Source organism: Sphingomonas sp., assembly GCF_042095875.1.
Taxonomy (GTDB): domain Bacteria; phylum Pseudomonadota; class Alphaproteobacteria; order Sphingomonadales; family Sphingomonadaceae; genus Sphingomonas.
Genome location: NZ_JBELMJ010000006.1, coordinates 75,764 through 89,884, shown reverse-complemented (window position 1 = coordinate 89,884; position 14,121 = coordinate 75,764). Strand labels below are relative to the sequence as shown.

12 protein-coding genes are annotated in these 14,121 nt (G+C 68.4%); 9 read left to right on the top strand and 3 right to left on the bottom strand.

Features of this window, described 5'->3' with window-relative positions; translation table 11 throughout:
• The first annotated feature begins 180 nt into the window (after nt 1-180).
• Nucleotides 181-1,413 (top strand): M20 family metallopeptidase, encoded by a 1,233-nt coding sequence (locus ACFDS6_RS04010; protein ID WP_375270818.1) that lies wholly within the window; start codon nt 181-183, stop codon nt 1,411-1,413.
• Nucleotides 1,414-1,426: 13 nt separating this feature from the next.
• Nucleotides 1,427-1,945: a biliverdin-producing heme oxygenase gene (locus tag ACFDS6_RS04005; protein ID WP_375270817.1), complete on the top strand. Its 519-nt coding sequence runs from the start codon at nt 1,427-1,429 to the stop codon at nt 1,943-1,945.
• Nucleotides 1,946-1,963: 18 nt separating this feature from the next.
• Here the strand turns inward: ACFDS6_RS04005 and ACFDS6_RS04000 are convergent, their stop codons facing one another.
• Nucleotides 1,964-4,078: a histidine kinase dimerization/phosphoacceptor domain -containing protein gene (locus tag ACFDS6_RS04000; protein ID WP_375270816.1), complete on the bottom strand. Its 2,115-nt coding sequence runs from the start codon at nt 4,076-4,078 to the stop codon at nt 1,964-1,966.
• Nucleotides 4,079-4,317: 239 nt separating this feature from the next.
• Here ACFDS6_RS04000 and ACFDS6_RS03995 point away from each other — a divergent pair, with 239 nt between their 5' ends.
• The gene (locus tag ACFDS6_RS03995) at nt 4,318-5,442 is read left to right on the top strand and encodes a CaiB/BaiF CoA transferase family protein (protein ID WP_375270815.1); all 1,125 of its coding nucleotides are present in this window, start codon (nt 4,318-4,320) and stop codon (nt 5,440-5,442) included.
• Between the two features lie 19 nt (nt 5,443-5,461).
• Here the strand turns inward: ACFDS6_RS03995 and ACFDS6_RS03990 are convergent, their stop codons facing one another.
• Nucleotides 5,462-6,757: a sugar MFS transporter gene (locus ACFDS6_RS03990; RefSeq protein WP_375270814.1), complete on the bottom strand. Its 1,296-nt coding sequence runs from the start codon at nt 6,755-6,757 to the stop codon at nt 5,462-5,464.
• A 98-nt stretch (nt 6,758-6,855) separates the two neighbouring features.
• Between ACFDS6_RS03990 and ACFDS6_RS03985 the strand changes: the two genes are divergently transcribed.
• Nucleotides 6,856-7,392, top strand: coding sequence for a (2Fe-2S)-binding protein (locus tag ACFDS6_RS03985; protein WP_375270813.1), 537 nt, complete (start codon nt 6,856-6,858; stop codon nt 7,390-7,392).
• A 355-nt stretch (nt 7,393-7,747) separates the two neighbouring features.
• Here the strand turns inward: ACFDS6_RS03985 and ACFDS6_RS03980 are convergent, their stop codons facing one another.
• Nucleotides 7,748-9,076, bottom strand: a complete 1,329-nt coding sequence (locus ACFDS6_RS03980; protein ID WP_375270812.1) for an MFS transporter — start codon at nt 9,074-9,076, stop codon at nt 7,748-7,750.
• A gap of 110 nt (nt 9,077-9,186) precedes the next feature.
• Between ACFDS6_RS03980 and cyoA the strand changes: the two genes are divergently transcribed.
• Genes cyoA through ACFDS6_RS03955 form a run of 5 tightly spaced genes read left to right on the top strand, consistent with a single transcriptional unit; the run spans nt 9,187 to nt 14,110 of the window.
• Entirely contained in the window at nt 9,187-10,332 is a 1,146-nt protein-coding gene (cyoA, locus tag ACFDS6_RS03975) for a ubiquinol oxidase subunit II (RefSeq protein WP_375270811.1), read from the top strand.
• A gap of 6 nt (nt 10,333-10,338) precedes the next feature.
• Nucleotides 10,339-12,345 (top strand): cytochrome o ubiquinol oxidase subunit I, encoded by a 2,007-nt coding sequence (gene cyoB, locus ACFDS6_RS03970; RefSeq protein ID WP_375270810.1) that lies wholly within the window; start codon nt 10,339-10,341, stop codon nt 12,343-12,345.
• 3 nt (nt 12,346-12,348) lie between these two features.
• Complete coding sequence (cyoC, locus tag ACFDS6_RS03965) at nt 12,349-12,984, top strand: cytochrome o ubiquinol oxidase subunit III (RefSeq protein WP_375270809.1); 636 nt, start codon at nt 12,349-12,351, stop codon at nt 12,982-12,984.
• Nucleotides 12,981-13,427, top strand: coding sequence for a cytochrome o ubiquinol oxidase subunit IV (gene cyoD / locus ACFDS6_RS03960; RefSeq protein WP_375270808.1), 447 nt, complete (start codon nt 12,981-12,983; stop codon nt 13,425-13,427). Before cyoC ends, cyoD begins: the two co-directional genes overlap by 4 nt.
• Nucleotides 13,424-14,110, top strand: coding sequence for an SURF1 family protein (locus ACFDS6_RS03955; protein WP_375270807.1), 687 nt, complete (start codon nt 13,424-13,426; stop codon nt 14,108-14,110). The genes cyoD and ACFDS6_RS03955 overlap by 4 nt, the downstream gene beginning before the upstream one ends.
• Nucleotides 14,111-14,121: the final 11 nt, after the last annotated feature.

Genomic DNA, 14,121 nt, shown 5'->3' with positions numbered 1-14,121 from the left:
CAGAAGTCCAGCACCAAACCTTTCCTCTGTCCTACACGCACCATCCCTGCTCTCGCCCCCTCTTCCCGCCCCATCCGCTTGCCCGCACGCAGCCGCGTTGGCGTCACCTTAGCGTGACCTTCCGCCCGCTTGGCGACGGCGGCGCTCTCGCCTAGAACGGCCGGCAAAGGAGCCGTTCTCATGACCGCCACCCTCGCCACCCGCACCGACTGGAGCGCGCTCGGCGCCGCGCAGCTCGCCGACACGATCGCGCTGCGCCGCGCGATCCACGCCGAGCCTGAGGTCGGCCTCCGCTGCCCGCGCACCACCGAGAAGGCGAAGGCCGCGCTGGCCGGCCTCCCGCTCGAGATCCACGACAGCACCTCGACGACCGGCTTCGTCGCGATCCTGCGCGGCGGACGCGCGGGCGGCGCGGGCTCGAACGGCCGCACCGTGCTGCTGCGCGGCGACATGGACGCGCTGCCGATGACGGAGGAGACCGGCCTGCCTTTCGCCTCCACCATACCCGGCGCGATGCACGCCTGCGGCCACGACGCGCACACCGCGATGCTCGCCGGCGCCGCCAAGGCGCTCTGCGCGCGCCGCGACGAACTATCGGGCACGATCGTGTTCATGTTCCAGCCCGGCGAGGAAGGGCACCACGGCGCACGCTGGATGATCGAGGACGGGCTGCTCGACGTCGCCCGGCCCGAGGCGGCGTTCGCGCTCCACATCTCGCCCAACGCCCCCGCCGGCGTGTTCGTCAGCCGCGAGGGCGCGCTGCTCGCCTCGACCGACACGGTGCTGGCCACGATCAAGGGCCGCGGCGGACACGCCGCAATGCCGCACGAGTGCGTCGATCCGATCCCGGTCGCTTGCGCGATCGTCACCGCGCTTCAGAACCACGTCGCGCGCCGCGTGCCCGTCGCCGACCCCGCGGTGCTGACGATCACGCAGATCCACGCCGGCTCGTCGCACAACATCATCCCGGGCGAGGTCAAGCTGATGGGCACGCTGCGCACGCTCTCCCCCGCCACGCGCGAGGCGATGCGCGCCGCCTTCGCGCGCATCTGCGAGAACGTCGCCGCCGCGCACGATTGCACCGCTGAGGTCGGGCTGGAGGAAGGATATCCGGTCACGATGAACGACCCGCGGGCCACCGGGCTGATGCGTTCGCTGGCCGCCGAGATCAGCGGCGAGGACGGCTGGTCGGTGATGCCCGCGCCGATGATGGGCGGCGAGGATTTCTCCTACGTGCTGCGCGAGGTGCCCGGCGCGATGGCGTTCATCGGCGTCGCACCCGAGGGTACCGATCCGCGCACCAACCCGCCGCTTCACAACACCCGCATGATGATCGACGAAGCCGTCATGGCGAAGGGCATCGCGATGCATTGCGCGCTCGCCGAGCGGTTCGTGGAGAACGGCCTCGACTGACACCATCTCAGCGGTGGCGCGCCTGCGCGCCGCTACCCGCGCCTCGCACGACTCGGTTGACGCCGCCTTCGGCGCCTACGACCTGTCCGATCGCGACGCCTATCGCCGCTTCCTCGTCGCGCACGCCCGCGCGCTGCCCGCCGCGGAGTCGGCGCTCGGCGCGCTCGCCTTCGCGCGAACGCTGCCGCCGCGCACCCTGCTGCTGGCGCGCGACCTCGCCGATCTCGGCGAGTCGATGCCGCCTGCCCTGCCCTTCGCGCTCAACAGCGAGGCAGCCCTGTGGGGCGCACTCTACGTGGTCGAGGGGTCGCGGCTCGGCGGAGTTATGCTGGCGCGATCGGTCGGCGCCGACCTGCCGTCGCGCTACCTGTCCGCCGCGCACGGCCCCGGACAATGGCGCGCGATCCGCGAGGCGATCGACGCGGCGGGTGCGGACGCCCCGCCAGAATGGCACGACGCGCTTCTCGCGGGGGCCGCGGCGACGTTCGACCTCTACGCCGTCGCGGTCGAATCGAGCGCCCGCGCGGCGTAACGGCCGCCTTTCAGCGGATCAGTCGTCCTCGATCGGCGCGGTCAGCACGGCGCGCAGGCCCGGCTGGTTGTCCAGATACTCGACCTCGCCGCCGATCCGCTGCACCACCGCGCTCATCATCCGGCTGCCGAACCCGACGTTGTCGCCCTGCTTGCCGCGTCCCTGATCGGCCACGATCAGCCGCAGCTTGTTGCGATGCTGCTCCAGTACGATGTCGATCGGCCCGACCTGTCCCGCCGGATAGGCGTATTTGGTCGCGTTGATCACCAGCTCCGCCGCGATCAGCCCGACGTTCACCGCGCGGTCGGTCGGGATCAGCACCGGGGCCAGATCCATCGACAGGCGATTGCCCCATTCGCGCCCTAGCGACGCGCGCATGTCGTTCAGCAGTTCGCTCAGGTAGCGGCTGAGGTCGATCGTCGCGATCTGGTCGTCGCGGTAGAGCCGGCGATGAACCAGCGCGACCGCGGACAGCCGCGAACGCGCTTCCTGCAACTGGTCCGCCACCTCGCCCGGCCCGGCGGCGCGCGCCTGCAGCATCAGGAACGAGGCGACGAGCTGCAGGCTGTTCTGCACCCGGTGATCGACCTCGCGCATCAGCAGGTCCTTCTGCGCCAGCGCCGCGTCCTTCTCCGCCAGCGCGCGGTTCAGGTCGGCGTTGACCCGGCGCAGCTCGCCCAGCAACCCCGCCTCCCGCAGCATCCGGCGCAGCCGCTGCGCGGCGTCGACCTGCTCCAGCGTCCAGCGCCGCGCGCGCCCGCGCACCTGCTGCGTCCAGCTCTCGAACGAGGTACGCGGGGTCAGCGTCGCGTCGGGGTCGACCTTCACCGCCTTGTGCGGATTGCCCGCCCACTCGACCTCTTCAATATGCTCGGCGCGCAGCCAGATCAGCGTCCAGCGCTCCTGCGGCACGGTGATCGACAGCACGCCGGTGAACGGCGCGATCAAGCCGGCCTCGTCCCACTCGGCGCCCAGCTCGCGCGTCGAGAACACGCCGCCGTCGTCGCGCTTGCTCAGCCAGCGCGCGAGGTCTCGCAGCTTGTCGTCGGTCGGGCAGACGCCGGTCGTCTCCACCGTGTCGCCGACGATCGCGAACCCGTCCGCGCCCATCATGCGGCGCATGTCCTCGCGCCGGCGCGCCAGCACGCGCTCGGCCCGCTCGTCGCCGAACAGCGCCGGGACCAGCGTGTCCTCCTCCGCGCGCAGCGCCAGCCGCTCGCGGTAGCTCTCGGCTTCCTCCTTGGCGGTGATCTGCCGCGACAGCCCGCCGGCCAGCGCCGCCGCGACGGTGCGCACGTCGCGCGACAGGCCGCGCGGGGCGTGGTGATGGCACGCGATCAGCCCCCACAACATGCCGTCCTTGACGATCGAGATCGACGCCGAGGCACCCACCTCCATGTTGCGCAGGTATTGCAGGTGGATCGGCGACACGCTGCGGATCGCTACGTCGCTCAGGTCGACGCCCGCGAACGCCGCCGGACGGATCGGCTGCGGATCATAGTCGATCGTCGGGATCACGCGCGTGCGATTGCGCACGTACAGCGCGCGCGCCTGGCGCGGGATGTCGGTCGCGGGGAAATGATGGTTGAGGAACGTGTCGAGCGCCGCGTCGCGATCTTCCGCCACGACATAGCCCGCCTTGTCGTCGAGGAAGCGGTAGACCATCACGCGGTCGAACCCGGTCAACGCGCGGAACGCGACCGCCGCGCGCTCGCACAAGGCCTTGAGCGTGCCCGTCCGCTCGAACCCGCTCGCGATCGCGTCGAGCCAGCCGAGCGTCTCGGCCGGGCTGCGTGCCTCAGGGTCGACCGGCTCCAGTTCGGCGAGCAGGTACGCGCCCGAGCGATGGAACGCGATGTCGTGCCCCGACACGACGCCGCCGATCACGGTGCCGCCCGGTCCCACCGCCGCGTGCGACAGCACGCTCGCCACGTCGATCCCGAGCACGTCCGTCAGCGTGCGCCCGAGCCAGTCGAGTGCGAGCCGCCCCTCGATATCGCCCGCGCCGGCGAGGATGCGCAACGTCTGCGGATCGGCGATCAGCAACAGGCCATGGGGCTGCACCGCACCGGGAACGTGGATCGGCTCGCGATCACAAGCCGTCAGATCGACCTGTGCTCCGACCTGCCGCACCGCCATTCCATCGCCCGCCAAACGTCGCTCCTGTTCCCTAACCGTTCGCTCTTAATCTACTTTGGTCGGCATTCGCTAGTGTTATGGCAAGATTACGGTCCCATTTCCGATCACGGCTCGGCGGCATCATCTCTCTGCCCGCTCCGCAGCACGAGCGCGTCAGGAAACTCACACCGTAACATTTGTTGTGTCCGCGTCCGGTGCTCCGTACATTGCCACGGTTAAAATGGGAGAGACCGATGGCCACGCCACCGCTCGATGGCATCCGCGTGATCGAATTTGCCGGCATCGGCCCCGGGCCGTTCGCGGGCATGATGCTCGCGGATCACGGCGCCGAGGTCATCCGCATCGACCGCAGCAAGCCGGGCACGCCTTCGCTCACCAACGATGCCAAGGACCCCCTGCTACGCAGCCGCAAGTCGATCGCGCTCGATCTGAAGGACGCCGACGCGGTCGCCGCGGTCCGCCGCATCGTCCGCGACGCCGACGCGATCATCGAGGGTTTCCGCCCGGGCGTGATGGAGCGGCTCGGGCTCGGTCCCGACGTGATGCTGGCCGACAATCCGCGTCTCGTCTACGGTCGCATGACCGGATGGGGGCAGAGCGGGCCGATGGCGCCCGAGCCGGGCCACGACATCAACTATATCGCGCTCTCGGGCGTGCTTCACGCGCTCGGCCGCTTGGGCGAGAAGCCGACGCCGCCGATCAACCTCGCGGGCGACTTCGGCGGCGGCGCGATGTTCCTCGTCTTCGGCATGCTCGCCGCGCTCCTCCACGCGCAGCGCACCGGGGAGGGCCAGGTGGTCGACGCGGCGATGACCGAGGGTTCGTCGCTGCTCATGTCGATGATGTGGGGTTTCCGCGCGATGGGACGGTGGCGCGACGAGCGCGGCACCAACCTGCTCGACACCGCCGCGCCCTTCTACGACACCTACGAGACGCGCGACGGCGGATACGTCGCGCTCGGCGCGATCGAACCGCAATTCTACGCCGAGTTCCGCCGTGTCGCTGCGCTCGACGACGCTAGATGGGACAGGCAGATGGACCCGCGCGGATGGCCGGCGCTCAAGGACGAGCTGACTGCGCTGTTCCTCACCCGTACGCGCGACGAGTGGGTCGCGTTTTTCGCCGGGCACGACATTTGCTTCGCGCCCGTGCTCGGCTTCGACGAGGCGGCGGCGCACCCGCACAATGTCGCGCGCGGCGCCTTCGTCACCGCCGATGGCGTCCAGCAACCGGCCCCCGCCCCGCGCTACTCGGCCAGCAGCACCGTCGCCCCGCGCATGGCCGGAACGCGCGACGATGCCGCGGTGTTACGCGACCTCGGCTTCGACGGCGACGAGATCGCGGCGCTCGGCCACTGACCGACCCAGTCGCGGCGGCTCAGGCCGGCACCGCCTCCACCCCCGACTTGCGCGTGAACACGCCGTAAGCGGCGATCACGAGGTAGCAGAGTGCCGGCAGGATCAGCGCGAACTGCAGGCTGCCACTCGTGTCGGCGAGCTGTCCGGTCAGGTAGGGCACGATCGCGCCGCCGACGATCGCGGTCGCGATCACGCCCGATCCTTCCGCCGCGCGCCGACCGAGCCCCTCGCTCGACAGGCTGAAGATCGTCGGGAACATGATCGAGTTGACCAGCCCGATCGCCAGAAGCGACCAGCCCGCGATCGCACCCTGCACGTTGGCGGAGATCAGGATCAGCGTGATCGCCCCCGCCGCGACCGCCGCCAGCACCTTGCCGGGTGACACCTTGGTCAGCACCCACGCGCCGATGAACCGCCCGATCAACGCCCCGCCCCAGTAGAATGGCACGTGGTCGCCCGCGACCTTGTCGGCGACGCCCCACACGTCGGGCTGCATCAGGTAATTGACGATCAGCGACCCGATCGACACCTCGGCGCCCACGTACAGGAAGATGCACGCGACGCCCCAGGCGAAGCGCGGGCGCTTGAGCAGCGTCAGCGCGTGGAAGATGCTGGTCGCCTCTTCCTGCTCCTCATTCAACCGGTTGCGCCGCGTCCACACGACGCCTGCGATCACCAGCAGCGCGACCGCGAGACCCAGGTAGGTGTGGACGATCGTGCGCGAGCTCTCCGCGCGGTAGGCGTCGAGCGCGGCACCGCTCAGCGTCGACGCGCTCTGGTCGGCGAGCCCGCCCAGGATCAGCGCCGATCCCGCGAGCGGGAAAAGCGTGGTGCCGAGCGAGTTGAACCCTTGTGCGAAGGTCAGCCGGCTCGACGCGCTTCGCGGCTTGCCCAGCAGCGAGATCAGCGGGTTGGCGACCACCTGCACGATGGTGATCCCCGCCCCCAGCACGAACAGCGCAACCAGGAACAGCCCGAAAGCGGCGTTCGCCGACGCCGGGATGAACAGCAGGCACCCCGCCGTCATCGTCACCAGCCCGATTGAGGCCGTGCGCATATAGCCGAAGCGCCGCACGATCCCGGCGGCGGGCAGCGAGAACAAGGCATAGGCGAAGAAAAACGCGGTCTGCACCAGCATCGCCGACGCGTGCGTCAGCGTGAACAGCTCCTTCAGCTTGGGGATGATGATGTCGTTCAGGCTGGTGATGCCACCGAAGATGAAGAACAGCGCGAACACGAACACGCGCAGGTCGGGCGCGTCGTATCCGTGACTCGCATCGCCGCTCGCCGACGGAGCGTTGTTCATTGCCTGCATGCGCCCTCTACTCCCCGGCGGACCGCGCACCCGCGCGCCGCCTGTTCTCGCTTCAACTAGCGGGTGCCATGGCCGCGACTTGCGCTATGGTCCCCATCATGGCGCGTCTAACTGTCAACAACGAACCGGTCGAGTATCTGATGGTCGCGGATACGCCGCTGCTATGGGCGCTGCGCGACGGCTCCAACCTGACCGGGGCCAAGTACGGCTGCGGCGCCGGCAGCTGCGGGGCGTGCACCGTCGACGTCGACGGTCGCGCGGTGCGATCGTGCCAGCTACCGCTCTCCCGCTGCGAGGGCGCGTTCGTCACCACGATCGAGGGGTTGTCGCGCGAGCGCGACCACCCTGTTCAACTCGCGCTCGTAGCGGAGAACGTCGTGCAGTGCGGCTTCTGCATTCCCGGCATCGTCATGGCGGCTGCCGCGCTGCTGAAGCGCAATGCGATGCCCGGCGAGGCGGAGATCGCGGCGGCGATCACCAACATCTGCCCGTGCGGCATCTACCCGCGGCTGGTCGAGGCGATCCAGCGCGCGGCGCGCGCGCAGCGCGGCGACGAGCTGATCCCGGCGGGCGCACAACCGGGCATCGACCCGGCCGAGGCCGCGCGCGCGGTGCCCGCGCTCACTTCTCGGTGATACGGCTGGTGGCGCGCGGTTCCGGCATCTGCGATTAGGTGACCAGCGCCACCGCGATGGTCGCGGCCAGCTACCAGTAGAAACTCTATTCAAGGTCGTCCTGCTCGATAGTGAGCGCAACCGCTTCGTGGTGCCGCCGAACAGTGCGAGGTGACCGCATAGGCGAAGGGGACGCCAAGCGCGCGAATGTGCGCGGTAAACAGCTTCGCCTTCCTCACCCCGCCAATTGAGGTACCGTGAAGGCCGAATGGGCTTACCCATCTACCAGCTCACCCGTTGACGCGGCGCGGTATGCAGCGCGGGAGCGGACAGACCCGGCGACGCCGCGCAGCTGCGCCGCGTCGCCGAGCCTCGCTCAATCGAGCCGGTTGGCGAGCTCCTTGTTGAGCCCCAGCGCCACCAGCGTGCCGACCGCGCCGGACAGCAGGTAAGTGCCCGCGGCGACGAGCCCGAACTCCTCCGCCAGCACCAGCGCAGCGAGCGGCGCGAAGCCGGCGCCGAACAGCCAGGCGAGATCGGACGTGATCGCGGCGCCGGTGTAGCGCGCGCGCTTGGGGAAGTTGCTGGTCACCGCGCCCGACGATTGCCCGAACGACAACCCCAGCAGGATGAAGCCCACCACCATGAACACCGTCTCGCCCGACGTGCCGGCGTCGAGCAACTGCGGCGCGAACCCGCTGTACACCGCGATCGCCGCCGCAGTGTAGCCGAGCAGCGAGCGGCGTCCGATCCGGTCGGCCAGCAATCCCGACACCACGATCGCGCCGACGCACACCGTCGCGCCGAACATCTCTATCAGCAGGAAGCGCGTGATGTTCTCGCTGGTGTTGAGCGCGACCCACGACAGCGGGAACACCGTCACCATGTGGAACAATGCGAAGCTCGCGAGCGGCGCAAACGCGCCGATCACGATGTTGCGCCACTGCGCCTTCAACGTCGCAGTGACCCGCGACGGGGTCAGCTCGCGCGTCTTGAACATGTCGGTATATTCGGGCGTGACCACGATGCGTAGCCGCGCGAACAAAGCGACCACGTTCAGCGCGAACGCGACGAAGAACGGGTAGCGCCAGCCCCAGGACAGGAAATCGGCGCTGGAAAGCGTGCCAAGCGAGAAAGCGAACAACCCCGCCGCGACGATCAGGCCGAGCGGCGCGCCGATCTGCGGCACCATCGCCCACCAACCGCGCTTCTTCTCCGGCGCGTTGAGCGCGAGCAGCGAGGCGAGACCGTCCCACGCCCCGCCGAGCGCCAGCCCCTGCCCGATGCGGAACACCGCCAGCAGCAGCGGCGAGAAGATGCCGACGGACGCGTAGCCGGGCAGGAACGCCATCGCCACCGTCGAGGTGCCGAGCAGGAAAAGCGCGATCGTGAGCTTGGTACCGCGACCAAGCTCGCGGTCGATCCGCATGAACAGCTGCGTCCCGATCGGCCGCGCGATGAAGGCGAGCGCGAACAAGCCGAACGACCAGAAGGTACCCGTCACGCGGTCGAGCTGCGGGAGAACGATCTGCGGGAACACCAGCACGGAGGCGATGGCGTACACGAAAAAGTCGAAGAACTCGCTGGTGCGGCCGATGATTACGCCGATCGCGATCTCGCCCGGGTTAACCTCATGAGCGTCGCGCGCGTTCACGACGCGGGCATCGCGCTCGGCGGGCGCGGACGAGGCGATCGACTGGGCCATAGATATGAAACTCCGAAGCTACCCGTATGCTTTAGGTTCCATGTCGGCGCGCGGGGATAGGACAAATTGTCCTATTTAATCGCCGAGCAACGGAGCCTAGCTCGACCGTGATGAAGAACCGGCCTCTCGTACCCTGGCGCCGTTCCCGGCTCGCCGCCCCGCTGGCCCTCGCTGCGGCGCTGGCGCTGTCGGGTTGCGACCTGGTGGTCATGAACCCCGCGGGCGACGTCGCGCGCCAGCAGGCCGAGCTGATCCTGTGGTCGACCGCGCTGATGCTGCTCATCATCATCCCCGTGATGGTGCTGACCGTCCTGTTCGCGTGGAAGTACCGCGCGAGCAACAAGGACGCGGAATACGCGCCCGACTGGGACCATTCTACCGGGCTGGAGCTCGTGATCTGGGCCGCGCCGCTGATGATCATCATCGCGCTGGGCGCGCTCACCTGGGTGTCGACCCACCTGCTCGACCCCTATCGCCAGCTCGGCCGCCTCGCGCCCGAGAAGCCGCTCGCCGCCAGCGACCGCCCGCTCGAGGTGCAGGTCGTGTCGCTCGATTGGAAGTGGCTGTTCATCTACCCCGAGCAGGGTGTCGCGACGGTCAACGAACTCGTGCTGCCGCTCAACCGCCAGGTGCGATTCCGCATGACCTCGTCCTCGGTGATGAACACCTTCTGGGTGCCCGCGATGGCCGGCATGATCTACACCATGCCGGGCATGGAGACGAAGCTCCACGCCGTGCTCGATAAGCCCGGCCGTTACGAGGGCCGCTCGGGCAATTACAGCGGCGCGGGCTTCTCCGGCATGACGTTCTGGACCTACGCGGTGGACGACGCCGGCTTCGCGCGCTGGGCGTCGCAGACCCGCGCGGCGCAGGCGCGGCTCAACGACGCCAACTACCTGAAGCTCGAGCAGCCGAGCGAGAACGTCCAGCCGCTCCGCTTCGGCGGCGTGCAGGACGATCTGTTCCGCCGCATCACGCAGATGTGCGTCAAGCCGGGGGTGCCGTGTATGAGCGACGTGATGGCGCACGACATGGCGGAACCGGGCAGCCACGCCCCCGTCAACGATCGCCCGCCGGTCGATGCGCCCAAGGGCGCGCTGCGCAAGGACCCGAATGAGAAGGGCTCCGCGCCGCACATGTCCGCGCCGCGCGGCCCGGCCGAAGGCTCGACCGATCGCGGCGCGCAGAGCAACCGAAACATGACCCGCCTCGAACCCGTGCGCCGTCCCGGCGTCGCGGCCACGGCACAGGGCTGAACCGCTATGTCCGACACTCTGCTCAAGACCATCTTCGGCCGGCTGACGCTGGAGAGCTTCCCGATCCACGAGCCGATCATCCTCGGCACGTTCATCGCGGTGATGCTCGGCGGCGTCGCGCTCGTCGGCGCGATCACCTATTTCAAGCTTTGGAAGTGGCTGTGGACCGAGTGGTTCACCTCGGTCGACCACAAGAAGGTCGGGATCATGTACATGATCCTGGGCACCGTCATGCTGCTGCGCGGCTTCTCCGACGCCATCATGATGCGCGCGCAGCAGGCGATGGCCTTCGGCGCGAACGAGGGTTACCTGAACGCGCACCACTACGACCAGGTGTTCACCGCGCACGGTGTCATCATGATCTTCTTCGTGGCGATGCCGTTCGTGACGGGCATCATGAACTATGTCGTGCCGCTGCAGATCGGCGCGCGCGACGTCAGCTTCCCGTTCCTCAACAATTTCAGCTTCTGGATGACCGCGGCGGGCGCGGTGATCGTGATGGCCAGCCTGTTCGTCGGCGAGTTCGCGCGCACCGGCTGGCTCGCGATGGCGCCACTGTCGGGGCTCGACTACTCGCCCGATGTCGGTGTCGATTACTACGTCTGGGCACTGCAGATCGCGGGCATCGGAACGTTGCTGTCGGGCGTCAACCTGATCGCCACGATCGTCAAGATGCGCGCGCCGGGCATGACGATGTTCAAGATGCCGATCTTCACCTGGTCGGCGCTCGTCACCAACGTGCTGGTCGTCGCCGCCTTCCCGGTGCTGACCGCGGTGCTCGCGATGCTCAGCCTCGACCGCTACATCGGCACGCACTTCTTCACGAACACCGGCGGGGGCAACCCGATGATGTACGTGAACATGATCTGGATCTGGGGCCACCCGGAGGTCTACATCCTGATCCTGCCCGCGTTCGGCGTATTCAGCGAGGTCACCTCGACCTTCTGTGGCAAGCGGCTCTTCGGCTACACGTCGATGGTCTACGCGCTGCTGGTGATCTGCATCCTCGCCTATCTCGTGTGGCTGCACCACTTCTTCACCATGGGCTCGGGTGCCAGCGTCAACAGCTTCTTCGGCATCACCACGATGATCATCTCGATCCCGACGGGTGCGAAGATCTTCAACTGGCTGTTCACGATGTACAAGGGGCGGATCCGCTTCGAGCTGCCGATGATGTGGACGGTCGCGTTCATGCTGACCTTCGTGATCGGCGGCATGACGGGCGTGCTGCTGGCGGTGCCGCCGGCCGACTTCCAGCTCCACAACTCGCTGTTCCTGGTCGCGCACTTCCACAACGTGATCATCGGCGGCACGCTGTTCGGCATGTTCGCGGCGATCAACTACTGGTTCCCCAAGGCGTTCGGCTTCAAGCTCGACGATTGGTGGGGCAAGGTCAGCTTCTGGTCGTGGGTGGTCGGCTTCTGGGTCGCGTTTACCCCGCTCTACGTGCTCGGCCTGATGGGCGTGACGCGCCGGCTGCGCCACTTCGACGATCCGTCGCTGCAGATCTGGTTCATCATCGCCGCGGTCGGCGCCGCGATGATCGCGGTGGGCATCGCGTCGTTCCTGATGCAGATCTACGTCAGCTTCCGCGACCGCGAGCGGCTGCGCGACTGGACCGGCGATCCGTGGGACGGCCGCTCGCTCGAGTGGGCCACCTCCTCGCCGCCGCCGGCGTACAATTTCGCCTTCACGCCGGTGATCCACGACCTCGACGCCTACTACGACATGAAGACGCGCAACGCCGAGCGGCCGGTCACCGGCTTCCTCGACATCCACATGCCCAAGAACACGGGCACGGGCGTCATCCTGGGCGGTCTGTCGGTCGCGTTCGGCCTGTCGATGATCTGGTACATGTGGTGGCTGTCGGCCTTGAGCTTCGTCGCGATCCTGGCGGTCTCGATCTTCCACACGTTCAACTACGACCGCGACTTCCACATCCACGCCGATGAGGTGCAGCGGACCGAGGACGAGCGCACGCGCATCCTCGCCAACGCAGCCGCGGGGGCCTGACGCATGACCAGCACGACCAACGTGCCCCCCGGCGCACAGGACGCGGTGACGTTCTACGACACCGATCCGCACGAGCACCCGCCGGGGCAGAGCACCATGCTCGGCTTCTGGCTCTACCTGATGAGCGACTGCCTCATCTTCGCGATGCTGTTCGCGGCGTGGGGGGTGTTTGGTGCGAGCTACGCCAGCGGGCCGCGCCCGTCCGAGCTGTTCGAGCTGCCGCTGGTCGCGGTCAACACCGCGATGCTGCTGTTCTCCTCGATCACCTACGGCTTCGCGATGCTGGCGGCGGACGAGAAGAAACAGGGCGCGACGCTCGGCTGGCTCGCCATCACCGGCGTGTTCGGCCTGTGCTTCCTCGGCATCGAGCTGTACGAATTCTCCAACCTGATCGCCGAAGGCGCCGGGCCGTGGCGCTCGTCGTTCCTGTCGTCCTTCTTCACGCTGGTCGGCACGCACGGCCTGCACGTCACCTTCGGCATCATCTGGCTGGTCACGCTGATGGTGCAGGTGTCGCGCAAGGGGCTGATTGACGCCAACATGCGCCGGCTCCAGTGCCTGTCGCTGTTCTGGCACTTCCTGGACGTGATCTGGATCGGCGTCTTCACCTTCGTCTACCTTCTGGGAGTGCTGCGATGAGCGCGAACACGCAACAGCCGGCAGCCGCCGGCCCCGACGTGGCACCGCACGCGCAGGCGCAGGATCACGGCCACCACCACGACCACGTCGACGGCGGTGCCGCGCACGGTTCGCGCAGCAGCTACGTGACCGGCTTCGTGCTGTCGGTAATCCTGACCGCGATCCCCTTCGGTCTCGTCATGTCGGGCGTGATCGCCGACAAGTCGGTGGTGGCGGGCATCTGCATGGTGCTCGCGATCGTGCAGATCGTCGTGCACATGATCTACTTCCTCCACATGAACCGCAAGTCGGAGGCCGGCTGGACGCTGATGTCGCTGATCTTCACCGTCATCATCGTGGTGATCGCGCTGACCGGTTCGCTGTGGGTCATGTTCCACATGAACCAGAACATGATGCCGCCGATGCAGCCGATGTCCGCGGCGGAGATGTCGGACCGGATGTGAGCCTCGCGCGCGTCCGCGTCCTGCCGCTGCTGGTCGGCGCCGCCGCGATCGCGGTGCTGATCGCGCTGGGAATATGGCAGGTCGAGCGGCGCGCGTGGAAGCTCGCGCTGATCGCGCAGGTCGAACGCCGCCTCGCCGCCGCGCCGGTCGCCGCGCCCGGTCCAACGCGCTGGGCGATGATTGGCAAGGACGACGCCTACACCCGCGTCGCCGCGACCGGCCGCTTCCTGCCGAACGACGACACCTACACGCAGGCGGCAACCGATTACGGGCCGGGTTACTGGGTGATGACCCCGCTCGACACCGGCGGCTGGACGCTGCTGGTCAATCGCGGCTTCGTGCCCGCCGCCGAGCGCGGCCGGCATCCCGCGCCCGCCGGGGTGCAGCGCGTCACCGGCCTGCTGCGCGTGACCGAGCCGGAGGGCGGCTTCCTGCGCACCAACGACCCCGCCGCCGACCGCTGGTACTCGCGCGACGTGTCCGCGATCGCCGCCAGGCGCGCCCTGACCCGCGTCGCACCCTATTTCGTCGACGCCGACGCTGGCGGCACCGGCTGGCCGCGCGGCGGGCTGACGGTGATCCGCTTCCCCAACAACCACCTCGTCTACGCGCTGACCTGGTTCGGGCTCGCCGCGCTGGTCGCGTTCCTGCTCGCGCGCTCGCTGCGCGACGACGCGGACTGAGCGCGCGCGTG

What these genes read in the sequence shown, in the direction of transcription:
- ACFDS6_RS04010 (WP_375270818.1), top strand. Translation starts at nt 181, where the DNA reads ATGACCGCCACCCTCGCCACCCGCACCGACTGGAGCGCGCTCGGCGCC.
- ACFDS6_RS03995 (WP_375270815.1), top strand. Translation starts at nt 4,318, where the DNA reads ATGGCCACGCCACCGCTCGATGGCATCCGCGTGATCGAATTTGCCGGC.
- ACFDS6_RS03990 (WP_375270814.1), bottom strand. Translation starts at nt 6,757, where the DNA reads ATGCAGGCAATGAACAACGCTCCGTCGGCGAGCGGCGATGCGAGTCAC.
- ACFDS6_RS03985 (WP_375270813.1), top strand. Translation starts at nt 6,856, where the DNA reads ATGGCGCGTCTAACTGTCAACAACGAACCGGTCGAGTATCTGATGGTC.
- ACFDS6_RS03980 (WP_375270812.1), bottom strand. Translation starts at nt 9,076, where the DNA reads ATGGCCCAGTCGATCGCCTCGTCCGCGCCCGCCGAGCGCGATGCCCGC.
- cyoA (WP_375270811.1), top strand. Translation starts at nt 9,187, where the DNA reads ATGAAGAACCGGCCTCTCGTACCCTGGCGCCGTTCCCGGCTCGCCGCC.
- cyoB (WP_375270810.1), top strand. Translation starts at nt 10,339, where the DNA reads ATGTCCGACACTCTGCTCAAGACCATCTTCGGCCGGCTGACGCTGGAG.
- cyoC (WP_375270809.1), top strand. Translation starts at nt 12,349, where the DNA reads ATGACCAGCACGACCAACGTGCCCCCCGGCGCACAGGACGCGGTGACG.
- cyoD (WP_375270808.1), top strand. Translation starts at nt 12,981, where the DNA reads ATGAGCGCGAACACGCAACAGCCGGCAGCCGCCGGCCCCGACGTGGCA.